This is a genomic window from Streptomyces sp. NPDC127595 (assembly GCF_042671685.1).
Taxonomy (GTDB): Bacteria; Actinomycetota; Actinomycetes; order Streptomycetales; family Streptomycetaceae; genus Streptomyces.
Map to the genome: position 1 here is coordinate 1162915 of NZ_JBHXWK010000001.1, position 18884 is coordinate 1181798.

The 18884-nt window shown below is 67.5% G+C and carries 18 protein-coding genes and 1 pseudogene; 10 read left to right on the forward strand and 9 right to left on the reverse strand.

Features of this window, described 5'->3' with window-relative positions; genetic code table 11:
• The first annotated feature begins 295 nt into the window (after positions 1-295).
• The 4 genes from ACFVKT_RS05040 (at position 296) to ACFVKT_RS05055 (ending at position 4646) form a co-directional block, all read left to right on the forward strand.
• Positions 296-703, forward strand: coding sequence for a YciI family protein (locus ACFVKT_RS05040; RefSeq protein WP_385727589.1), 408 nt, complete (start codon positions 296-298; stop codon positions 701-703).
• Positions 704-711: 8 nt separating this feature from the next.
• On the forward strand, positions 712-1857 hold the full coding sequence (locus ACFVKT_RS05045) for an RNA polymerase sigma factor (RefSeq protein ID WP_385728165.1): 1146 nt from the start codon (positions 712-714) through the stop codon (positions 1855-1857).
• Between the two features lie 616 nt (positions 1858-2473).
• Positions 2474-2596 (forward strand): hypothetical protein, encoded by a 123-nt coding sequence (locus tag ACFVKT_RS05050; protein ID WP_385727591.1) that lies wholly within the window; start codon positions 2474-2476, stop codon positions 2594-2596.
• Between the two features lie 109 nt (positions 2597-2705).
• Positions 2706-4646: an ABC transporter ATP-binding protein gene (locus ACFVKT_RS05055; protein ID WP_385728167.1), complete on the forward strand. Its 1941-nt coding sequence runs from the start codon at positions 2706-2708 to the stop codon at positions 4644-4646.
• A 15-nt stretch (positions 4647-4661) separates the two neighbouring features.
• Here ACFVKT_RS05055 and ACFVKT_RS05060 read toward each other — a convergent pair whose 3' ends face one another.
• Both ACFVKT_RS05060 and ACFVKT_RS05065 read right to left on the reverse strand, forming a co-directional pair.
• Positions 4662-6083, reverse strand: a complete 1422-nt coding sequence (locus tag ACFVKT_RS05060; protein ID WP_385727593.1) for an ATP-binding protein — start codon at positions 6081-6083, stop codon at positions 4662-4664.
• Positions 6080-6769 carry a response regulator transcription factor gene (locus ACFVKT_RS05065; RefSeq protein ID WP_385727595.1) on the reverse strand — a complete coding sequence of 230 codons (690 nt, stop codon included), beginning with the start codon at positions 6767-6769 and terminating at the stop codon, positions 6080-6082. The genes ACFVKT_RS05060 and ACFVKT_RS05065 overlap by 4 nt, the downstream gene beginning before the upstream one ends.
• 259 nt (positions 6770-7028) lie before the next feature.
• Between ACFVKT_RS05065 and ACFVKT_RS05070 the strand changes: the two genes are divergently transcribed.
• From ACFVKT_RS05070 to ACFVKT_RS05085, 4 genes are all read left to right on the forward strand, one after another.
• The gene (locus ACFVKT_RS05070; RefSeq protein WP_385727597.1) at positions 7029-8435 is read left to right on the forward strand and encodes a ferric reductase-like transmembrane domain-containing protein; all 1407 of its coding nucleotides are present in this window, start codon (positions 7029-7031) and stop codon (positions 8433-8435) included.
• Positions 8436-8483: 48 nt separating this feature from the next.
• Positions 8484-8726, forward strand: coding sequence for a hypothetical protein (locus tag ACFVKT_RS05075; protein WP_385727599.1), 243 nt, complete (start codon positions 8484-8486; stop codon positions 8724-8726).
• A gap of 435 nt (positions 8727-9161) precedes the next feature.
• Positions 9162-9842, forward strand: a complete 681-nt coding sequence (locus ACFVKT_RS05080) for a class I SAM-dependent methyltransferase (RefSeq protein ID WP_385727601.1) — start codon at positions 9162-9164, stop codon at positions 9840-9842.
• Positions 9843-10220: 378 nt separating this feature from the next.
• Positions 10221-10946: a response regulator transcription factor gene (locus ACFVKT_RS05085; RefSeq protein WP_385727603.1), complete on the forward strand. Its 726-nt coding sequence runs from the start codon at positions 10221-10223 to the stop codon at positions 10944-10946.
• Positions 10947-11049: 103 nt separating this feature from the next.
• Here the strand turns inward: ACFVKT_RS05085 and ACFVKT_RS05090 are convergent, their stop codons facing one another.
• The 6 genes and pseudogenes from ACFVKT_RS05090 to ACFVKT_RS05115 form a co-directional block, all read right to left on the reverse strand.
• Positions 11050-11211 (reverse strand): hypothetical protein, encoded by a 162-nt coding sequence (locus tag ACFVKT_RS05090; RefSeq protein WP_385727605.1) that lies wholly within the window; start codon positions 11209-11211, stop codon positions 11050-11052.
• Between the two features lie 29 nt (positions 11212-11240).
• Positions 11241-12659 carry a ferric reductase-like transmembrane domain-containing protein gene (locus ACFVKT_RS05095; RefSeq protein ID WP_385727607.1) on the reverse strand — a complete coding sequence of 473 codons (1419 nt, stop codon included), beginning with the start codon at positions 12657-12659 and terminating at the stop codon, positions 11241-11243.
• A gap of 716 nt (positions 12660-13375) precedes the next feature.
• Positions 13376-13762: a hypothetical protein gene (locus ACFVKT_RS05100; protein ID WP_385727610.1), complete on the reverse strand. Its 387-nt coding sequence runs from the start codon at positions 13760-13762 to the stop codon at positions 13376-13378.
• A 283-nt stretch (positions 13763-14045) separates the two neighbouring features.
• Positions 14046-14969 (reverse strand): zinc-binding dehydrogenase, encoded by a 924-nt coding sequence (locus tag ACFVKT_RS05105; RefSeq protein ID WP_385727612.1) that lies wholly within the window; start codon positions 14967-14969, stop codon positions 14046-14048.
• A gap of 189 nt (positions 14970-15158) precedes the next feature.
• On the reverse strand, positions 15159-15761 hold the full coding sequence (wrbA, locus tag ACFVKT_RS05110) for an NAD(P)H:quinone oxidoreductase (RefSeq protein ID WP_385728169.1): 603 nt from the start codon (positions 15759-15761) through the stop codon (positions 15159-15161).
• A 216-nt stretch (positions 15762-15977) separates the two neighbouring features.
• A pseudogene (locus ACFVKT_RS05115) lies at positions 15978-16421 on the reverse strand (YceI family protein); the annotation flags it as partial.
• Positions 16422-16694: 273 nt separating this feature from the next.
• On the opposite strand from ACFVKT_RS05115, the gene ACFVKT_RS05120 reads away from it, so the two are divergent.
• Positions 16695-17114, forward strand: a complete 420-nt coding sequence (locus ACFVKT_RS05120) for a MarR family winged helix-turn-helix transcriptional regulator (protein WP_385728171.1) — start codon at positions 16695-16697, stop codon at positions 17112-17114.
• Positions 17115-17231: 117 nt separating this feature from the next.
• Here the strand turns inward: ACFVKT_RS05120 and ACFVKT_RS05125 are convergent, their stop codons facing one another.
• A complete protein-coding gene (locus tag ACFVKT_RS05125; RefSeq protein ID WP_385727615.1) occupies positions 17232-18047 on the reverse strand; it encodes a DUF899 domain-containing protein in 816 nt (271 codons plus the stop codon).
• A gap of 224 nt (positions 18048-18271) precedes the next feature.
• Between ACFVKT_RS05125 and ACFVKT_RS05130 the strand changes: the two genes are divergently transcribed.
• The gene (locus ACFVKT_RS05130) at positions 18272-18724 is read left to right on the forward strand and encodes a MarR family winged helix-turn-helix transcriptional regulator (protein WP_385727617.1); all 453 of its coding nucleotides are present in this window, start codon (positions 18272-18274) and stop codon (positions 18722-18724) included.
• The last annotated feature ends 160 nt before the right edge of the window (positions 18725-18884 follow it).

An 18884-nucleotide genomic window follows, 5' to 3' on the forward strand; every position in this document is an offset into this window, starting at 1 on the left:
ACCACGCCGAACAAGCCGTGGGTCCGAACGCACCACGACGCGCCAGGACCACAGGGAATGGCGTACGGGAGGAATCTCTTCTGACTCAGTTGCCCGGTCGCCGCTGATCTTGGGAGGCGTCGCTCCGTCCTGCTCTCGCGCCACGGCGCGGACGGGGAGGCCGTGAGACAGCGCACCCAGGCTCCTCGACGAATCTCGGAAAAGTTCGGACGGCGATGTCGAGATCCGGTGACTGGCTTCGTCCCCGCAGTGAACGCGGCCAGAATGGCTCGCACCAGCACCGAGGAGAATCACCATGGCCAAGTACTTGCTGCTCAAGCACTACCGCGGCGCTCCGGCTTCGGTCAATGACGTGCCGATGGAGCAGTGGACGCCGGAGGAGATCTCGGCGCATGTGCAGTACATGCGCGACTTCGCGGACCGGTTGGTGGTGACCGGCGAATTCGTCGGCGAGCAGGCGCTCGCTCCCGAGGGGACGTTCGTCCGCTACGACGGTGAGGGGCGCCCGCCGGTCACCGACGGACCGTTCGCCGAGACCAAGGACCTCATCGCCGGCTGGATGCTGATCGACGTCGACAGCTACGAGCGGGCGGTCGAGCTGGCCGGGGAACTGTCGGCCGCCCCTGGAAAGGGCGGGGAGCCGATCCACGAGTGGCTGGAGCTGCGTCCCGCCTATGGCGTGCGGCCCACGGTCACGGAGTGACCTCGGAAGTGAACGAGGCGCTGCTTCGGAGCCTCACGCCGAGTGTGCTCGGGATCCTCGTCCGCCGCGGAGCCGATTTCGCGGCGGCCGAGGACGCCGTACAGGACGCGCTGGTCGAGGCCGTCCGCGTGTGGCCGGCCGACCCGCCGCGGGATGCGAAGGGCTGGCTGGTCACCGCTGCCTGGCGCAAGTTCCTCGACCAGACCCGGGCGGACACTGCCCGCCGACGGCGTGAGGACCTTGTCGAGGAGGAGCCGGCTACCGGGCCCGCGCCCGCGGTGGACGACACCCTCCAGCTCTACTTCCTGTGCGCCCACCCATCGCTGACACCGTCCTCCGCGGTCGCCCTGACGCTGCGTGCCGTCGGCGGACTGACCACCCGGCAGATCGCCCAGGCCTACCTGGTTCCGGAGGCGACGATGGCGCAACGCATCAGCCGGGCCAAGCGCACCGTCTCCGGCGTCCGGTTCGACCAGCCCGGCGACGTCGCCACCGTGCTGCGCGTCCTCTATCTGGTCTTCAACGAGGGCTACTCCGGCGACGTCGACCTCGCCGCCGAGGCCATCCGGCTCACCCGGCAGCTCGCGGCCGCGATCGACCATCCCGAGGTGGCGGGACTGCTCGCTCTCATGCTGCTCCACCACGCCCGGCGCGCCGCCCGGACCGCGGCCGACGGCAGCCTGGTGCCGCTCGCCGAGCAGGACCGCGCCCGCTGGGACACCAAGTCGATCGCCGAGGGCGTCGGGATCCTGCAGTCGGCCCTCGCCCGCGACCGGCTGGGCGAGTTCCAGGCCCAGGCCGCCATCGCCGCCCTCCACGCCGACGCGCCCACCGCCGAGGAGACCGACTGGGTGCAGATCGTCGAGTGGTACGACGAACTCGCGCGTCTGACCGACAGCCCGGTCGTCCGGCTCAACCGCGCGGTGGCCGTCGGTGAGGCCGACGGACCGCGCGCCGGCCTGGCGGAGCTCGCGGCGCTGGACGACTCACTGCCCCGGCACACCGCCGTGGCGGCGTACCTCCATGAGCGTGACGGCGACCTGGCGACGGCGGCACGGCTGTACGCCGAGGCCGCCCCAAAAGCAGCCAACCTCGCCGAACGCGACCACCTGACGCGCCAGGCCGCCAGGCTCAACGCCCGCGGGAGTCGCTGACGGGGCGGGGCCGGACGGGTTCCTGCCCGATGTGGGTGTTCCTGTGTTTTTCTAATTCATTAGAGTTCTTCAGAATAGGGAGAGAACTCCTCGGAGTCCGCTTCCTTAAACTCCTCTCAAGAACGCCTCCTAGTGTTTTCCGTGTCGAAGCCGAACGGCTGCGGCGAAGGAACTAGGCAGCCGCTGAGCTGTGCGTATGGAGGAATCATGAGCTTCCAGAAGGTCGTCCCGGTCAAGCCCGCCAAGCCTGCCAAGGTGAAGCCCGCCAAGGCGGTCAAGCCCGCCAAGCCGGCGAAGGCCCGCAAGACCCGCCCGATCAAGTAACCTCAGGTCGGACCTTCCTTCTCAAGCTGAACAACCCCTCACCCTCAACGGAGAGGGCAAGCGGGCCTGCGACTGCCAGTCGCAGGCCCGCTTTCTGCATGCTCGGGCCGCCGGCGAGCGGCGAATTTCCAGGATCCTGCTTGTCGAATATTCTTTGATTCTTTTGAAGTGGGTAATCGGGAGCCCTTTCTTAAGCCACCCTCAAGAACGCCTTCTAGTGTTTTCCGTGTCGAAGCCGGACGGCTCCGACGGAAGAACTGAGCAGCTGTTGGGCTGCGCTTATGGAGGAATCATGAGCTTCAAGAAGATCGCCGCCGTCAAGACCACGAAGCCTGCCAAGCCTGCCAAGCCGGCCAAGCCCGCCAAGGCCAAGACGGTGAAGCCGAAGACTCACAAGCGTCCGATCAAGCACTGACCTGCCGCTGAACGAAAGGCGGGTCCGCGGCACGGAGCCGCGGACCCGCCTCCTGCATGTCCAAGCCGATCCAGGAGTGGCAGTGACCTCGTACGACGAACAGCAGACGATGCAACTGCGCCTGCCGCAAGCACCCCCCGTACGAGGACGTCACCGCCGCCCCGGCCTGCTGCGCCCCCACGGCACTCAGACGCTGGCGGGACTGCAACTGCACACCGTTGCGAGGGACACCGACGGCGCTGAGACGAACACGCCACCCACGCTCACCATGGGGCAGGCGTTCGCCCGCTTCTGGCCCCTGACAAGGGGTGACCGGCGCTGGCTGGTGCTGATCTGTGTCGGTGTCATCGTCGCCGCGCTGTGCGAGACGGCCGCGATCCTGCTGTTCGGCCAGCTGACCGACCACGCGCTCCAGAAGGGCTCGCTGAAAGCCTTCTGGACACCCGCGGGCCAGTGGCTTGCTGTCGCGGTCCTCGGTGCCGCCGTGGGGTACGCCGGCAACTCCCTCGCCGTGTGGACAGCGGAGCGTTTCGTCATGCGCCTGCGGGCCGACGTCTTCGGGCACGTACAGGACTTGCCACCCGACTTCTTCCAAAGACACCGCCAGGGTGACCTGCTGGAACGGCTGACAGGGGACGTCGAGTCGATCGAGGAAATGGTCGTCTCCGGCGTCGTCGGTATCGTCTCCGCCGTCTTCAACGTCGTGCTGTTCTCGGCCGCCGCCCTGTGGCTGCGCTGGGACCTGGCGCTGGCCACCTTCCTGCTCGCACCGGTCCTGTGGCTCACGGCCCGGAAGTTCTCCGCCCCCATCAAGGCCGTCGCCCGCGAGGAACGTGTCGCCGACGGGGCCATCACCTCGGTCGTCGAAGAGGCGCTCGGCAACGTGGTGCTCACGCAGGCCTACAACCGGAAGAACGCCGAGGAGAAGCGGTTGCGCCGCGAGGCTCGCGCGTGGATGCGGGCCTCGGTGACCGGTGCGCGCATGGGCGAACTCTACGAGCAGGCCGTCGAGGTTCTCGAGACGGTGTGCGTCCTCGGCGTGATCGGACTGGGCGCCTGGGAAATCTCCCAGGACCGCATGACCCTCGGCCAACTCCTGTCCTTCTCCGCCTTTCTGGGCTACCTGTACCCTCCGCTGCGCAGCCTCGGCCAACTGGGCCTGACCATCAGCGCGGCCATCGCCGGCGCCGAACGGCTGCTGGACATCCTTGACACACAGCCCGCCGTCACCGACCCGCCGACCCACCAGGCCGTCACACCATGGCGCGTGCACGGCATGGTGCAGCTCGACCGCGTCGGCTTCAGCTATCCCGGACAGGACACGCCCACTCTCAGCGACGTGTCCCTGACCGCCAGGCCCGGTGAGTTCATCGTCGTCACCGGCCCCAGCGGCGCGGGAAAGTCCACCATCGCCAAACTGCTCCTGCGCTTCTACGACCCCACTGCAGGTGGCATCCATCTCGACGGCGTCGACCTGAACACCGTCGCCCTGTCCTTCCTGCGCGAGAACGTCACCCTGCTGCCCCAGAAAACCCTCATCCTGCACGACAGCATCCACGAGAACATAGCCTGCGGACGTCCCGGTGCCACCGACCAGGAGGTCCAACACGCGGCCCGAGCCGCTGCCGCCCACGACTTCGTCACCGCACTGCCCGACGGCTACGACACCCACATCGATCCCCACACCGCGCAGCTCTCCGGCGGCCAGCTGCAGCGCATCGCGATCGCCCGGGCGATGCTGCGCGACGCGCCCGTACTGATCCTCGACGAGCCCACCACCGGACTCGACGCCCTGGCAGCCCGTCGAGTGATCGGCCCGCTACGCCAGTTGATGTCCGGCCGCACCACCATCATGATCACTCACGACCTGCAGCTGGCTCCCCAGGCCGACCGCATCGTGGTGCTCAACAACGGTCAGGTGGTGGAGACCGGAACACATCACGAGCTCCTCGCGCACCGAGGCGTCTATGCGGAACTGCACGGCGCACCTCACGGTGTCCGGCTCAGGAAGACAGAACCCGCCGGGGCCCACGCCAACGAATCCACGTGATCCCACCACAGACACTTACCCCCGTCGGGAGTGCGCCGGGGGAGTGCTGTGGGTGGAGGACCCGGCGGCCCGGTGCAGCTGGATGGTCAGCGTCGCTCTGAGTCCGCCGCCGGCGGCGTCTCCCAGGGTCAGCGTCCCGCCGTGCAGCTCGGCCTGTTGCTGCACAAGGGCCAGCCCGAGACCGGAGCCGTGACTGCGTGGCCTGCGGCCCCGTGCGAAGCGTTCCTTGACGGCTTCGCGCTGGTCCGGGGGAATGCCGGGCCCGTCGTCGACAACGGAGATGTGCGCCTGCGAGGAGTCCCACGCCAGCGACACGTGAACCTGCCCCTGGGGCTGCCGCCCGTGCAGGGCCGCGTTGTTGAGCAGGTTGTCCACGGCCATGCGCAGGCCGGCCGGCCAGCCCTCGACGCGCGGAACGCCACCGGTGGCGACGGACATGCTGTACGTGGTCAGCGGATGCCGGTGCTGAGCGTGACGTACCGCCTCGTCGAGCAGTGCGGGCAGGTCCACCGTGGCCCGCGGAGGAAGCGCACCGGCATCACCGCGGGCAAGGATCTGCAAGCCCTCCAACAGCACCGTGATCCTGCGATGCTCCATGACCATGGCATCGAGGGCCTCCTGCCGGTGGGCGGCGGGCAGGTGGGGATTGCGCTGCAGGGTTTCGAGGTTCATGCCGATGGTGGTGAGCGGGGTGCGCAGTTCGTGTCCCGCGTCCGCGGTGAAACGGCGGGTGGCGTGCATGCTCGTCTGGAGCTGGGCCAGCATCCGATTGAGGGATGCGGACAAGTCCGCCACCTCCTGCGGCCCGGTGACCGTCGGCAGCCGCTGATCGGTGTCGGCGGCGCGGATACGCTGCGCTCCCGTGCGCAGCCTTTGCAGCGGCTGCAGGATCATCCGGGTGATCAGCCAGACGCCGCCTGCCGCGACGAACATGGACAGTACGGCGACGACGGCCACGATTCTGGTGTTGTCGGCCAGTCGCTGCTCGATCGGGTCGAGGTTCTGCAGCACTTGCAGACGTTCGTCGGAGTCGCCCTTGAGGGGCTGCACGAAGGACCGCCAGGACTGGCCGCCGACGCGGACGGTGCTCAGGCCGTCCGATGTCGGGACGGGAATGTCAGCCGTGGGCTCATCACCCCGCTGGGTGATGATCTCATTCCCGGAAACGAGCCGGACCAGGGACTGGCTGCCGACCAGCAGGCCGCCGTAGTCGTCACTGCCGGGACTGTCCGCCCCGTTTCCTTGCGACAACAGCTTGTCGGCGTCCCCCTGCACCTTGTCGGCGCGGGCGGTGAGCTGTCGGTCGACGTCGGTACGGTCACGGTGGTCGATGCGGTCCACGATGACGAGGCCGGAGGCGCCGACCACGAGCATCACCAGGAGGGCGACACTCGCGGTGATCTGTGAGCGCAGGCTGCGCGGCAGGGGGAGCCTCATGTCCGCAGCGCGAATCCGACGCCGCGCACTGTCTGCAGGATCCGCTTCTCGCCGTCCGCTTCGAGTTTCCGGCGGAGATAGCCGATGAAGACGTCGACCACATTGGTGTCCACGTCCCAGGTATATCCCCACACCTGTTCCAGCAGCTGGGAGCGGCTCAGGACCTGCCCCGGACGCTGGGCGAGCGTCACCAGCAGATCGAATTCGCGTGTGGTGAGCCCCAGCTCACGACCGGCGCGCGTGGCTTCCCGGCGGGCGGGCTCGATGGTGAGGTCCCCCAACAGGAGGGGGCGCTGTTGGCTGCTCTCGTGCAGGCGGACCAGGGCGTGCAGCCGGGCGGCGAGCTCGGCGACCGAGAACGGCTTGACCACGTAGTCGTCGGCACCGGCTGCCAGTCCTGCCACCCGGTCGTCGACCTCGTCGCGTGCGGAGAGCATGCACACCGGAATCGTGCGACCTTGCAGCCGAATGCGCCGTACGGCCTCCACTCCGCTGATGCCGGGCATGACGACGTCCAGCAGGACGACCGAGGGCAGCTGTGTGGTGATCGACTCCAGACCGGACTCTGCGTCCGGGGCCTCCTGGACGTCGAAGCCCTCGACGGACAGGCCCAGCCGCAGCGCCTGGCGGACGCCCTGGTCATCGTCCACGACAAGCACCAGCGGCTTTCGCCGGGAAACTGACATCGCCCCTCACTTTCCGTGCTGGGCAGACACCCGAGCCTTGTGGCGGTTGCGGATCACGGAGCCCGGACGAAACGGACGGGCCCGTCTGAACCGCCCGCGAACAGCATGGCTGATCATTCACAAAACAGATTAAGAACGGTGGGCGCCCGCCGCTGTCCGTGCCTTCTTAAAGGCGCCACAAAAACGCCCTCCACTCTGGTCATCGAAGCGCCCAGCAGGGTGCTCTCAGCCCCGTCACATGTCTGAGGGAAAGCCACTGATGACCACATCCAACGCGGCGGCCGCCGGCCACCGAAGGCCGCCCGCGCCGCGCCGGGGCGCCCTCCGGTTCGGCCTCGCCGACCTGCTGGGCCCGGCCGCCATCGCCTCAGTGGTCGCCGTCGTGTTCCTCTGGATCCGCAACCAGGGCCTGCTGAGCCTGACCACCGTGGACACCGCAGTCGGATCACTCGGCCTGCTCACCGGTCTTGTCTCCGCCGATCTGATGCTGCTGCAGGTGGTGCTCCTGGCCCGGATCCCCTGGGTCGAGCGGTCCTGGGGCCACGACCTGCTCACCCGGCGCCACCGCTGGATCGGCTTCGCCTCGTTCTGGCTGATGATGGCGCACATCGCCCTCTTCGCCGTGCAGCGCATCTCCCGTGACCCGGCCGCCGCTCTGGACGAAATGTGGAAGCTCTTCATCACCGACCCGTGGATGCTGTTCGCCACGATCGGCACCATCGCGGTGATCATGGTGGTCGTCACCTCGGTCCGTGCGGCCCGCCGAAGGCTGCGTTACGAGTCCTGGCACCTCCTCCACCTGTACGCCTATCTGGGCGTTGCCTTCACCTTCCCGCACATGCTGGAGGACGGAGCCGACTTCCACGAAGCCTGGGCCCGCGCCTACTGGTGGACCTTGTATCTGTTCGCCGCCGGCGTCACCGTCCTCTACCGGCTGGGCTGGCCCGCCTGGCGATCTCTCTATCACCGCCTGCGCGTGGCGGAGGTACGTCCCGAGGGGCCGGGGATCTTCTCCGTCACCATGCGCGGACACCGGCTGGACAGGCTGCGCACCGAGTCCGGACAGTTCTTCATCTGGCGGTTCCTCGACGGCCCGGGCTGGTCCCGCGGTAATCCGTACACCCTCTCCGCGGCGCCCACGGCCGACCGCCTGAGGATCACGGTGAAGATCGCCGGCGACGGTAGCGAGCGGCAAGCCCGGCTCAAGCCCGGCACCCGCGTACTGATCGAAGGCCCCTACGGCACCCTCACGGCACGGCAGCGCAGCCACCCCCGGATGCTCATGATCGCCGCCGGGATCGGCGTCACCCCCATGCGCGCCCTGCTCGAGGACACCCCCTACGCCCGTGGGGAAGCCGTCCTTCTCTACCGCTATACCGAAGCCGAACACGCGGCGTTCGCCGATGAACTCCGGGAGCTCGCCGGCCGGCGCGGTGTCGAACTGCACTTCATGCCAGGTCGCCGCCGCGCCGACGACTCGTGGCTGCCGGCCGGCGTCGGCACCCAGGCCGATGACGCCGAAGTGCTCAAGGAACTCGTCTCGGACGTCGCCCATCGCGATGTCTACGTCTGCGGTCCGCCGGCCTGGCTTTCAGCGGTCCGCAAGGCGGCCAGGGCCGCCGGTGTGCATCGCGACAGCCTGCACACCGAGGAATTCGCCTGGTAATCCGGCAACACCCGTCAACCGCACTTCTCACACATCACAGGAGTAATCATGCGTCGCATCACGCTATGGCTCACAGCCACGCTCGCATTGAGCGCCCTTCTCTTCGCCTACCAGCTCAACCTTTCGGGGAGCGGGGTGAAGGGAGGCGAAACGAAGACCGAGGAGTCCGTCGCGACGGCCCCTGCCAGCCCGGGCGCCGACCCGTCCGCAACCCCTGCCGGTCAGGCGAAGGCCGGAGACGACACGCCGGGCGACGGCGAGCATGTCGGCAAGCCGGGCGAGAGCAAGTAGACCCGCACCGCCGGGTACATCCTCACCTGCTGGGATCGTCCTCGACCGACCGGACGGTCCCAGCAACTCGCCCTCCCGAGTCACCTCTTGGACCGGGACGGCCACGCTTCACCTGCGCACCACCTGCGTCCTTGCGCCTGAACTCGGCAACCTGGGTTGCCGGTACGGCCGCCGCCCATTCCTCACGCAGCGCAGTGAATCCTCCCGCGGACCACACCGCTTGTGACGCGATGCCATTGCGGGCCATTTGGGCCGGACCACGGGCACGAAACCCCTCCGCTTTTACCGGCCTTCCTTGTGACTGGCCTGCGCTGAACCGCTCGGCAGGTCTTCCTTGTGACCGCCATGCGCTGAAGGGCTCGTCACCAGCGCGCTGCCGCCGCACATTCCCCAGCTTCAATCCACTCCGTTCCTCAGCAACGCGAAGGTGCCCACGTGACGACCCGCACCGCATCAGCCGCAATGGCAGAAGCCCTGGCCTTTCTCCGGCAGTTCACCCGGACCGCGAAAATGACGGGATCCATCACGCCCAGCGGAGCCGCCCTGTGCCGCGCCCTCACCCGCCACGTCCAGCCCGGCACCCCACACCAGCCGCGTGCCGTGCTCGAAGTCGGACCGGGAACCGGAGCCGTCACCCGCCACCTCGCCCCCCGCCTGGGCCCGCACGACACCCTCGAACTCGTCGAGGCCAACGGCCCCTTCGCCGACCACCTGGCCGCCGCCCTGCGCCACGACACACGACTGGCCCCCGTCGCCCACCGCACCCGCCTGCACCACGGTCTCATCCAGGACCAGCAACTCGGCCACTACGACACCATCGTCTGCGGACTGCCCTTCGCCAACTTCCCACCCGCCCAGATCGAAGCCGTCGTCCGCCAACTCCTGGCATCCCTCCGCCCCGGCGGCAGACTCTCCTTCTTCAGCTACCTCGGAGGCGGCGCCATACAACGCGTCCATCCCCGCCAGGCCCTCTCCCGGTACGCACTGCGCGAGGCCATAGCCCCCCACGTGGTCGGCAGCGAGATCGTCCTCTCCAACCTGCCACCCGCCTACGTCCACCACCTCCTGGCACCCGCATCCGCCACCTGCCACTGCGGAGCGCTCCCGCGGACCTGACGAGCCGCGGCGCCCCGGGCTGTCGGGTCCTGCTCGGCACTCACGATCTTCGTTCCCTGAACTCGGCGAACGCTGAAGCCCCTCGGTAATTCTCTGTGGGGATGTGAGGTTTGTGTGCAGGCAGTAATCGTCTGAATTTTCTTATAGCGCCCTCAAAAAGTCGGCCTAGTGTCCTGTTCAGTGAGCTCGCAGAGCCTCAAGAGGGAAAGCAGCGCCCACAGGTGGACCGGCATACAGCCGCAGGTACCTGGCGACGCAGCGGCTCAAGTTGCGGTGCACCGGCCTCTTCCGGTCGGGCACAACACCTCGGCCCCTGGCGCAGCACATCTTCCCCGCCTCCGCCCGCTCCGTGTTCCGACAGACCTCGGAGAACAAGACATGGCAATGACCACCCCCCACGACGGCCCGAGCATTCTCGTCGTCGATGACGAACAGGCGATTCGCCTCGTGCTGGAGATGACCCTTACCCGCCGCGGCTACAGAGTGCTCCTCGCCTCGGACGGCGAAGAGGCGCTCAGGACGGCTGCCCGGCTGCGCCCCGACCTCATCGTCCTCGATGTACTCCTCCCCGGCACGGACGGGTTGACGGTGTGCAGGCGGCTGCGCGCCCGCGGCGACGAGGTTCCCGTACTGATGCTTACGGCGCGCGACGCGATCGGTGACCGCGTGACAGGCCTGGAGACCGGTGCCGACGACTACGTCCTCAAGCCGTTCGTCGCCGACGAACTGATGGCCCGGATCAGTGCCCTTCTGCGGCGCAGCGAGGTCACCAGATCTCGTCGGTCGGTCCTGACCTTCGGTGGTCTGCGCATGGACATAACCAATCGCCAGGTCACCCGTGACGGCCGCAACCTGAACCTGACACGTACCGAGTTCGCCCTGTTGGAACTCTTCCTCGCGCGCCCCGGCCAGGTCCTGAAACGGGACTGGTTGATCACATCGCTGTGGGGCGAACAGGGGGGACCCACGTCCAACACCGTCGACGTGTACGTCATGTACTTGCGTCGCAAGCTTGAAGTGGGCGGCCTACCGCGGCTGCTCCGCACTGTTCGGGGCGTCGGCTACATCCTGGAGACGGGTGCCTCGACCCAGCCGACCCATTGACGGTCGGTTCGCGGCCCCCCGGGCTCGGCCTGTGCGAGCAACGCCCCCTGAACTCCCGTGAGTCCAGGGGGCGTTGCTCGCACAGCGGGGGCAGGACGGGCGGCTACTTCTCCTCCGTCTCAGCCGGCACGTGGGTTCCCGGCGCATTGTTGTTGTCGGTGGGCACGGCAGGGTTGGCAGTCAGACCACCGGCGTTGACCATGTAGCACACGACCAGGCCGACGGCAGAGATGACCAGAGCACTCCACAGGGTGATGCGATGCATGACGGCGTCGCTCCTTGGGACAGGGCCCGTTACCAGGCGAACACTTCGGTGTGGATGTCTTCCTCGCGTACGCCCGCGCGCCGCAGCGTGGCATGGACCGCGCAGGCCCACGGCGGAGGGCCGCACACGTAGATGTCGCGGCAGACCAGTTCGGGAACGGCGTGGCGCAGTACGTCGATCTCGTCGGGTTCCGCACCGTAGTCGGCAGGCAGCCATGAGCCGTCGGGACTGCGTGCTCCTGGGAGCAGGACCAGTTCGACGCCGCGTCGGGTGGCGAGCTCTTGCAGTTCCGTTGTGAAGAGCCGGTCGGTCTCGCTGCTGAAGCGGTAGATCAAGGTTGCTTCGCCCGGGTCGTACAAGGTGTCTTCCAACAGGGCCCGCAGCGGCGTGATACCGATTCCGGCGGCGATGAGCAGCATCTTCGGCCAGCGGCGTTGACGTGCGGTCATGGTGCCGTAGGGTCCCTCGATCAGGGCGCGGGTACCGGGCTGCAGCGTGATGGCGCGGGCGCTGCCGTCGCCGGACTCCCGGACCGAGATGCGGAGCCGGTCACGCTGAGGTGCCGCGGACAGGGCGTAGGGGTGACCGCGGGTCCAACCGGGTCCGTCCATGAAGCGCCAGATGAAGAACTGCCCCGACTTGGCGTGCAGTCGGTCCAGCCGACGGCCTGTCAGCGAGATGGACACCACGCCGGGCGCTTCGGTGCTCACCTGCTCGACACGCAGGCGGTGATACAGCGACCGGTACAGGGGCAGCCCGAGACGGAAGACCAGGATGCAGGCAGCGGCGAGGAAGTATTCGCCCCACAGTGCGGTGCGTGCCCACTGGGCATGGAACTCCGGCCCCGTCACCAGCATGTGCGGCAGGATGAAGATCAGGCCGAGGTAGGTGTACAGGTGCAGTAGATGCCAGCTCTCGAAGCGCAGCCGACGGCGCGCCCAGCGCATCGACGTGATCATCACGCCGAGGATGAGGACGGTGCCGACGGTGGCGGCGAGCATCCACGGTTCAACAACGAAGATCTCGTACGTCCGTTGCCAGGCGGTCGACCAGTCGCGGGAGACCCGCTCCAGGGTCTGGGCCACGATGTGGGCCATCATGAACCAGAACGACGCGAATCCGGTCCAGCGATGCAGCCGGGCCAGGCGATCATGTCCCCAAGCTCGTTCCACCCAGGGGATCCGTGCGAGCAGGACGACCAGCAGGAGCATGAGCTGGGTCGCGATGAGCGAGCACAGCAGACCCAGCATGCCGACGGTGGACTTCATTCCCAGCGGGACCGGCAGCCCGTGATTGAGCAGCCACAGACCGACAGGGGCGACTGTCGCGAAGATCGCGAGCGTGCCGAGCAGATCACCCCACCCGGGCCGGTATCGCTGTGGACGCGGGGGCGTCGCGGCCGGGGGCTGCGGCGACCGTTCTGGTGGTACCTGATGGATCGTTCCCATGGACACCCTCTCATCACACCCGAGGCCTGGAGCACAGTCCCAACACGTGGACTGTGCTGCGCCTTTCAGGATGGTGGAGGTCTTTGTGACCATTCTAAGAAAGTGTCCAGGCGGTGGCGGCCGCGAATCCCGCCGCTTCTCTACTTGTTCTCGCCCGGCTTGCCTGTGTGGTCGCAGTCACCTGGTGTGTCATCGCCCGCCTTTGAACTGGCGGGTGCGCAGGTGGCGTTGCTCGGTGCCGTGGATTTGGTCGAGGACCCACTGGTGCCGTCTTCCGAGGAGCTGTCGTTGCAGCCAGTGAGCAGAGCCGCGGCGGCGATTACCGCAAGAGCCCCCAGTGAGAGTCGGCGCATTGCCTTCCTGCCTTTCGTGTAAGTGACGGTTCCACCGGTGCTTGTTGACGGGATCTGTCTCAACCGTGGGTGGCTGTCCCGCCCGTAAAGCACCTTGAGCACTCAGTGTTGCGTCCCTGTTTGTGGTGGCCCTAAGACTGACTTCTCTCATGGAGAGGGCTGCGGCAATGGGCGGAAGGGTCTGCCGAGCGGTCGACCACCGGCCCACGGGTGCCGTCGAAACAGTGCGACGCGCACCTCGCACGCCGAGTCCCGTGGCGTGTGAGGTGCGCGTCGATGGTGTGGCGATCGTTCCCGTGCGGCCGGTGGCTGGGGGTGAAGGACCACTGATCCGCACGGGCACGAGTCATGGGCCGCCCGAGATCAGTTCCACTCAAGCGTGATCTTCGTGACCTCGCCCTTGGCGGCCGGAGCTGACAGTTTGAGCTCACCGGCCTGGACCTTGGTGAAGGTCCAGGTCTTCTTCTTGTCGTTCTCCTTGTAGGTTCCGGAGGTGAACTGCTTGCCCGCGACGCTCAACTTCCAGGTGTGCTTGATGTTCTTGGAGCCACTGGCGTCGACGGTCACGGTCACCGCGCCGCCGTGGAAGCTCTTGGTCGCGACAGAAGTGCCCGCGCTGACCTTCGACGTGCTGGAAACCCGGTGCTTTGCTGCACTGGGCGCTGCTTCTGCCGCACCGGCGGCGCCGGCGAACAGTGCGACTGACGCAGTCGTCGCTATGGCAGCGGCTTTGAGAGACGTGACACGCATACGTTCTACTCCCTTGTGGGGGCGATTTCGTGGACGTGTTCATGCTAGGCATGGAAGCCGTGCGGATAAATTCCTGAATCGCTTTCCATGCCTCATGAATGAGGCTCCCTCAGGTGAATATGAGACGTACTCATAAATGTTCTGCGGTCCTCCGGGGCGCAACACTTCATTTGGTGCGCTCCGGATGTTTCCGAGTATGAGAAAACGCCTAAGATGTGCTTTCCTCAGACTCCGGGCCGAGCGCTGCACAATGCTCCTGGCGGGATGGACTGTGGTGTGGGTGTCATCCGTTGGGCGCGATGAACACCTTCATGACCTCTGCGGAGCGGAGGTTCTCGATCGCTCGAAGTGCCTCCTCGACCGGCGCGATCTCCGTGGTGAGATCGTCGACGCGAATGTCTCCGCGGGCGAGCAGTTCGATGGCGCTGTCGAACTCGGCCCCGTAGACGAACGAACCGCGGATGGTGAGCTCCTTGAGCAGAACGACGTCGGGATCGAATCCGCCACCGGGCCCCGCACCCACGTTGACCAGGACCCCACCTGGGGTGAGCAGCCGGAGGGCTTCCGTTCTGGCCGCGGCGCTTCCCGAGCACTCGAACACCACATCCACCGTGGAGGTGTCGAGTTGGACGCCTGCCTGTGCCGGACTCAGGGTCAGCTCGGCACGTGACGCCGGGCCGAAGCGGCGGCGCTCCGGAGCCGGCTCGACCAGGATGACGTGGTTCGCGCCCCGCTGGGCCGCGATGCGGCACGCCAGCTGCCCGATCGGGCCTCCGCCGAAGACCGCCACCGTGGTGCCCTTGAGGTCACCGGCCAGTACCGCCGCACGCAGTGCGGTGGCCGCGGGTTCCACCCAGGCCGCCTCGAGCCGGCCCATCGACGCGGGCACTGCCCTCAACGTGCCAGGGAATACGGCCATTTGGCGTGCGAGGGCTCCGTCCATCTGGAGCCCCAGTGCGGTCTCCATCGTCGCCTGGTGGCAGAAGTTGGGCCGACCGGAGGCGCAGTACACGCATCGCCCGCACACGTTCCCGTTGGGATTGACGGCGACACGCTGTCCCACTTCCCAGCCCTCGACCGCGTCCCCCACACCGCTGATCCGACCCGTCGACTCGTGTCCCATGACGAAACCGCCCCGGTAGACCTCCTGCATCCGCGGCGCGTGAAGGTCGGTGCCGCAGAGCCCGCACAGGTCGACATCCACCATCACCTGATCGGAACGGAGCACAGGCTCAGCCCTCGACTCGAGCACGATCTTCCGGTCCACGCCCAGAACCACTGCTTGCATCACGGCCTTTGCCGCCCTTCTGCTGCAACAACTGACGCTTTCCCGCGTTAAATAGCCGTGCGCCGGCGACAGCCCCAGGGCTGCCGCCGGCACATGACCGCCCAACTCCTAGGCGCCCTTGAACTGCGCGGTGACGGCGGCCACGCGCTTGCCCTGGTAGACGGCGGCGGCGCGAGCGGTGTCGTCGACGGGGATCGCTCCCTGACCGTTGACATGGCTGGTGCCATAGGGGTTGCCGTCGGCGAACTTCACCGGGTCGGTGTAGCCCGGGGTGACGAGGATGCCGCCGAAGTGGTGCACGGAGTTGTAGAGAGCGAGCAGCGTGGACTCCTGCCCGCCGTGCGCGGTGGCGGTGGCCGTGAAGCCGCTGTAGACCTTGTCGGCCAGCTTGCCCTGCGCCCACAGCCCACCGAGCGTGTCGATGAACTGCTTGAGCTGGCTGGCGATGTTGCCGAAGCGGGTGGGGCTGCCGAAGATGACGGCGTCGGCCCACTCGATGTCGGCCGCGGTCGCCACCGGTATGTCCTTGGTGGCAGAGGCGTGTGCCGACCATGCGTCGTTGGCGGCGATGGCCTCCTCGGGTGCGAGCTCGGACACCCGCAGGAGTCGTACCTCTGCACCCTCCTTGCGGGCACCGTCGGCCACCGACTCCGCCAGCTCGTGCACGGTGCCGGTCGACGAGTAGTAGATGACTGCGATCTTGGGGGACATCGGGAGTTCCTCTCGCTGTTCTGCGGTCTCGACGGCAGGTGCCGTCGTCGGTACGTCGGCTCTAGCCGCCGTGGTCCGGGTGGTGGGAGTCGTCGTGGGTACTTCGGCGGGAGCCGCCGTAGTCCTGGTGGTGGGGGCCGCCGTACTGGGGTCGGGATGGGCGATGGCGGTCAGGGAGAGCCGAAGCCGACGCGCTGCGAGTCCCTTCGAAGCGGTCAGCCCATGGCGGTAGCGGTCGACCGTCGCCGAGGCCGATATCCGCAGCGATCCGTTCTCGACGGACAGGGAGTCCAGCGTCAGGTCGACAGGTGCTCGGTGTTCGCGGACGGTGAGGACGCCCTTGACGATCCAGGCGCCGGCCGCACCGCGAGCAACCGTGGTCGACTCGAATCCGATACGGGGGTAGCGGTCCGCGTGAAGGAAGGCGGGGGAGCGCACATGGTCGTCACGGCGCTGCGTGCCGGTCCGGAAACTGCCCGCCTCGACGACGGCTTGTGCGGTGGATCGGGTGACCGGCTCGGCGACCGTGATACTCCCCGACTCCAACTGGAACGTGCCGGTCACCTTGCCCAGGCCGAACATGTGCCGAGTGGTGAAGGCGAGGGACGACCGCGCTGGATCGATCTCGTAGGTCCCGGCTGGGGGCAGTCGAACGCTCATGCCCTTCTGGCCTCTCGCTCGTCGTTGCCGCTGGTGCGACCCGTAGCGGCACTATTGCTTGCTTTGGCAAGTATTTTCAACCCCACGGGGAATGCTTTGTCAAGCAAGTAAAACCTGTGCTTGAGTGTTCTCGCCAGGAGCTCGGAAGAGAGGGGGGCGGGAGAGGTGCCGACACAGCAACCACCGCACGTCGCGGGCCGAACGGGTCCAACGTCCCCAGAACCGCTGAACGGTGCTGAGGAGCGCCTCCGGCGTTCACTGCAGAAGTTGCTGGTGGCGCTGCCCCGGGCGCTCGACGAGGATCTCTTGCGCTCCACGGGCCTGTCGCTCACGCAGTACATCGTCCTGATGCATCTCTCCGAGACGGAGGGCAACTGCATGCGCATGAACGACCTGGCCGCCGCAACGGCCTTGTCCGCGAGCCGTATCACCCGGCTCGTGGAGACCCTGCGCGTTCAAGGCCTGGTGGTGAAGCGACGTCACTCGACGGATGCCCGGGGGAGCACGGCCGTGCTCACGGAAGCCGGCCGGCGGCGGCTGATGCGCGCCTACCCGGCTCATCTGGCCAGCGCCCGCCGACGAGTCGTGGACCAGCTCGATCCCGCCCTGGTCCACAAGCTCGCCGAGGGGCTGCAGTCGGTGGCTGATCCGCTCGTTTCCCGACGCCCTGTGTATTGGGGAGCGGCCGGCTGACTGGGACGGCCCCGACACATTTCGCCGAAGCCGAAGCCGAAGCCGAAGCCGAAGCCGAAGCCGAAGCCGAAGCCGAAGCCGAAGCCGAAGCCGACGGCGCCTCTCTCACCCCCCCCGTCAGTGGTGTTGGCCGCGTCGGCCAAGGGTCTCCACGGGCGTCGCACCGGGCCGGGTCCACTGCGGCACGGGCCGGCTGGTCGGTCCCCAGGTGGCGACGCCGTCGGCGTCCGAGCGCCAGTACCAGCAGGCCTGACCGCCGCCGGACGGATGCCCCTCGCGGACGTCGCCGATCACGGGCCATCCCTCGGGGTTGTCCTCCCACGCCTCGCCGCGGCCGTAGGGCGTCATGTCCAGCAGGGCGAGGGATCCGTTGACCGGCTCGTTGCCGCGGCCCGTCGTGGAGTAGGTGAGGAACACGCGGTCGCCGTCGCGCAGGAAGCAGCTGATGTGCCCCATTCCTCCACCGGCCAGTGTGTCCATGCCCTGCACGGAGTACCAGGGCTGGGTGTAACCCATGAACTCGACGAAGGAGGCCACCTCGTCCCACGGGCCCGAGGTCAGGACGGCGTACGAGACGCCCCGGGCGTTGAGATAGACGGCGTCCTTCATGTGCCAGGCCGTGGTGGTGCAGCCCTCGCACTGCCCCTGGTGCGGCGCGCCGTCGTACCACATGTGCTGGTAGACCACGAGTTCGTCGCGCCCCTCGAACAGGTCCAGGAACGGGACCGGTCCGTTGGGCCCGACGACCTCGACCGTCCCGTCGAGTTCCACCATCGGCAGCCGGCGGCGGGCCGCGGCGATCGCGTCGCCCTCATGGGTGTGCGCCTTCTCGCGGACCAGCAACTTCTCGCGCGCCGCCTGCCAGGTGGCCAGGTCGACGACGGGCGGCTTGCCGGGGAGATCGCTGCTCGCGTCGGCGGGCGTGGTCGTCATGGTGTCCTCCGTGGTGTCGCCGGCCGGGCAGCGTCGTACGGCGTCGTACGACGCTCACCAGAACAGACTCGCGATCCGGCCGGAACTCATCGCGGCCGGAGGCGCGCCCTCGGTCGAACCTGCACGGAACACGTCGGGCCGGCAAGGTCACTGACCCGCTCCAGCCAGTCGGCAGAGGTTGCCGCACATTGAGATTCCTTGCTTGAGCACGCTAATCTGCAGGGATGACCGCCGAAGATCCCCTGCTCGCTCAGGAAGAGCGATTCTGGCGTGCCCTGATGCGCATCATCGTCGCGCTGCCGCGCTCGCTGGATGACGATCTGCTGCGCTCGACCGGGCTGACGCTCACCGAGTACGTCGTACTGATGAACCTCTCCGAGGCCGAGAACCAGGAACTCCGCATGGCGGATCTCGCCCTGGCGACCGCGCTGTCGGCCAGCCGTATCACCCGCGTGGTGGAATCGCTGCAGAGCCGCGGGCAGGTCGTCAAGCGGCGCTTCGAGGGGGACGCGCGGGGGAACGTCGCGACCCTCACCCCTGAAGGGCTGAAACGGCTTGAGGCGGCGTATCCGATACACCTGGCGAGTGCCCGCAAGCGGGTCATGGACCTGCTCGACGGTCGGTCGCTGCCGACCATGGCGAGGCAGTTCGAAGCGGTGGCCGACAAGCTCGACTGAGATGCCTCGTTCGTCAGTCAAGACGGTGATCGCGAAGGTCCCGGACACGCGCCCCGTGTCCGGGACCTTCTGCGTGCCGACGGCGCACGCTCCGGACGGTGTTAATATACAAGTGTCAAATAGAAGGGATCCAGCCAGTTCGTGTGGAGACGCCATGAAA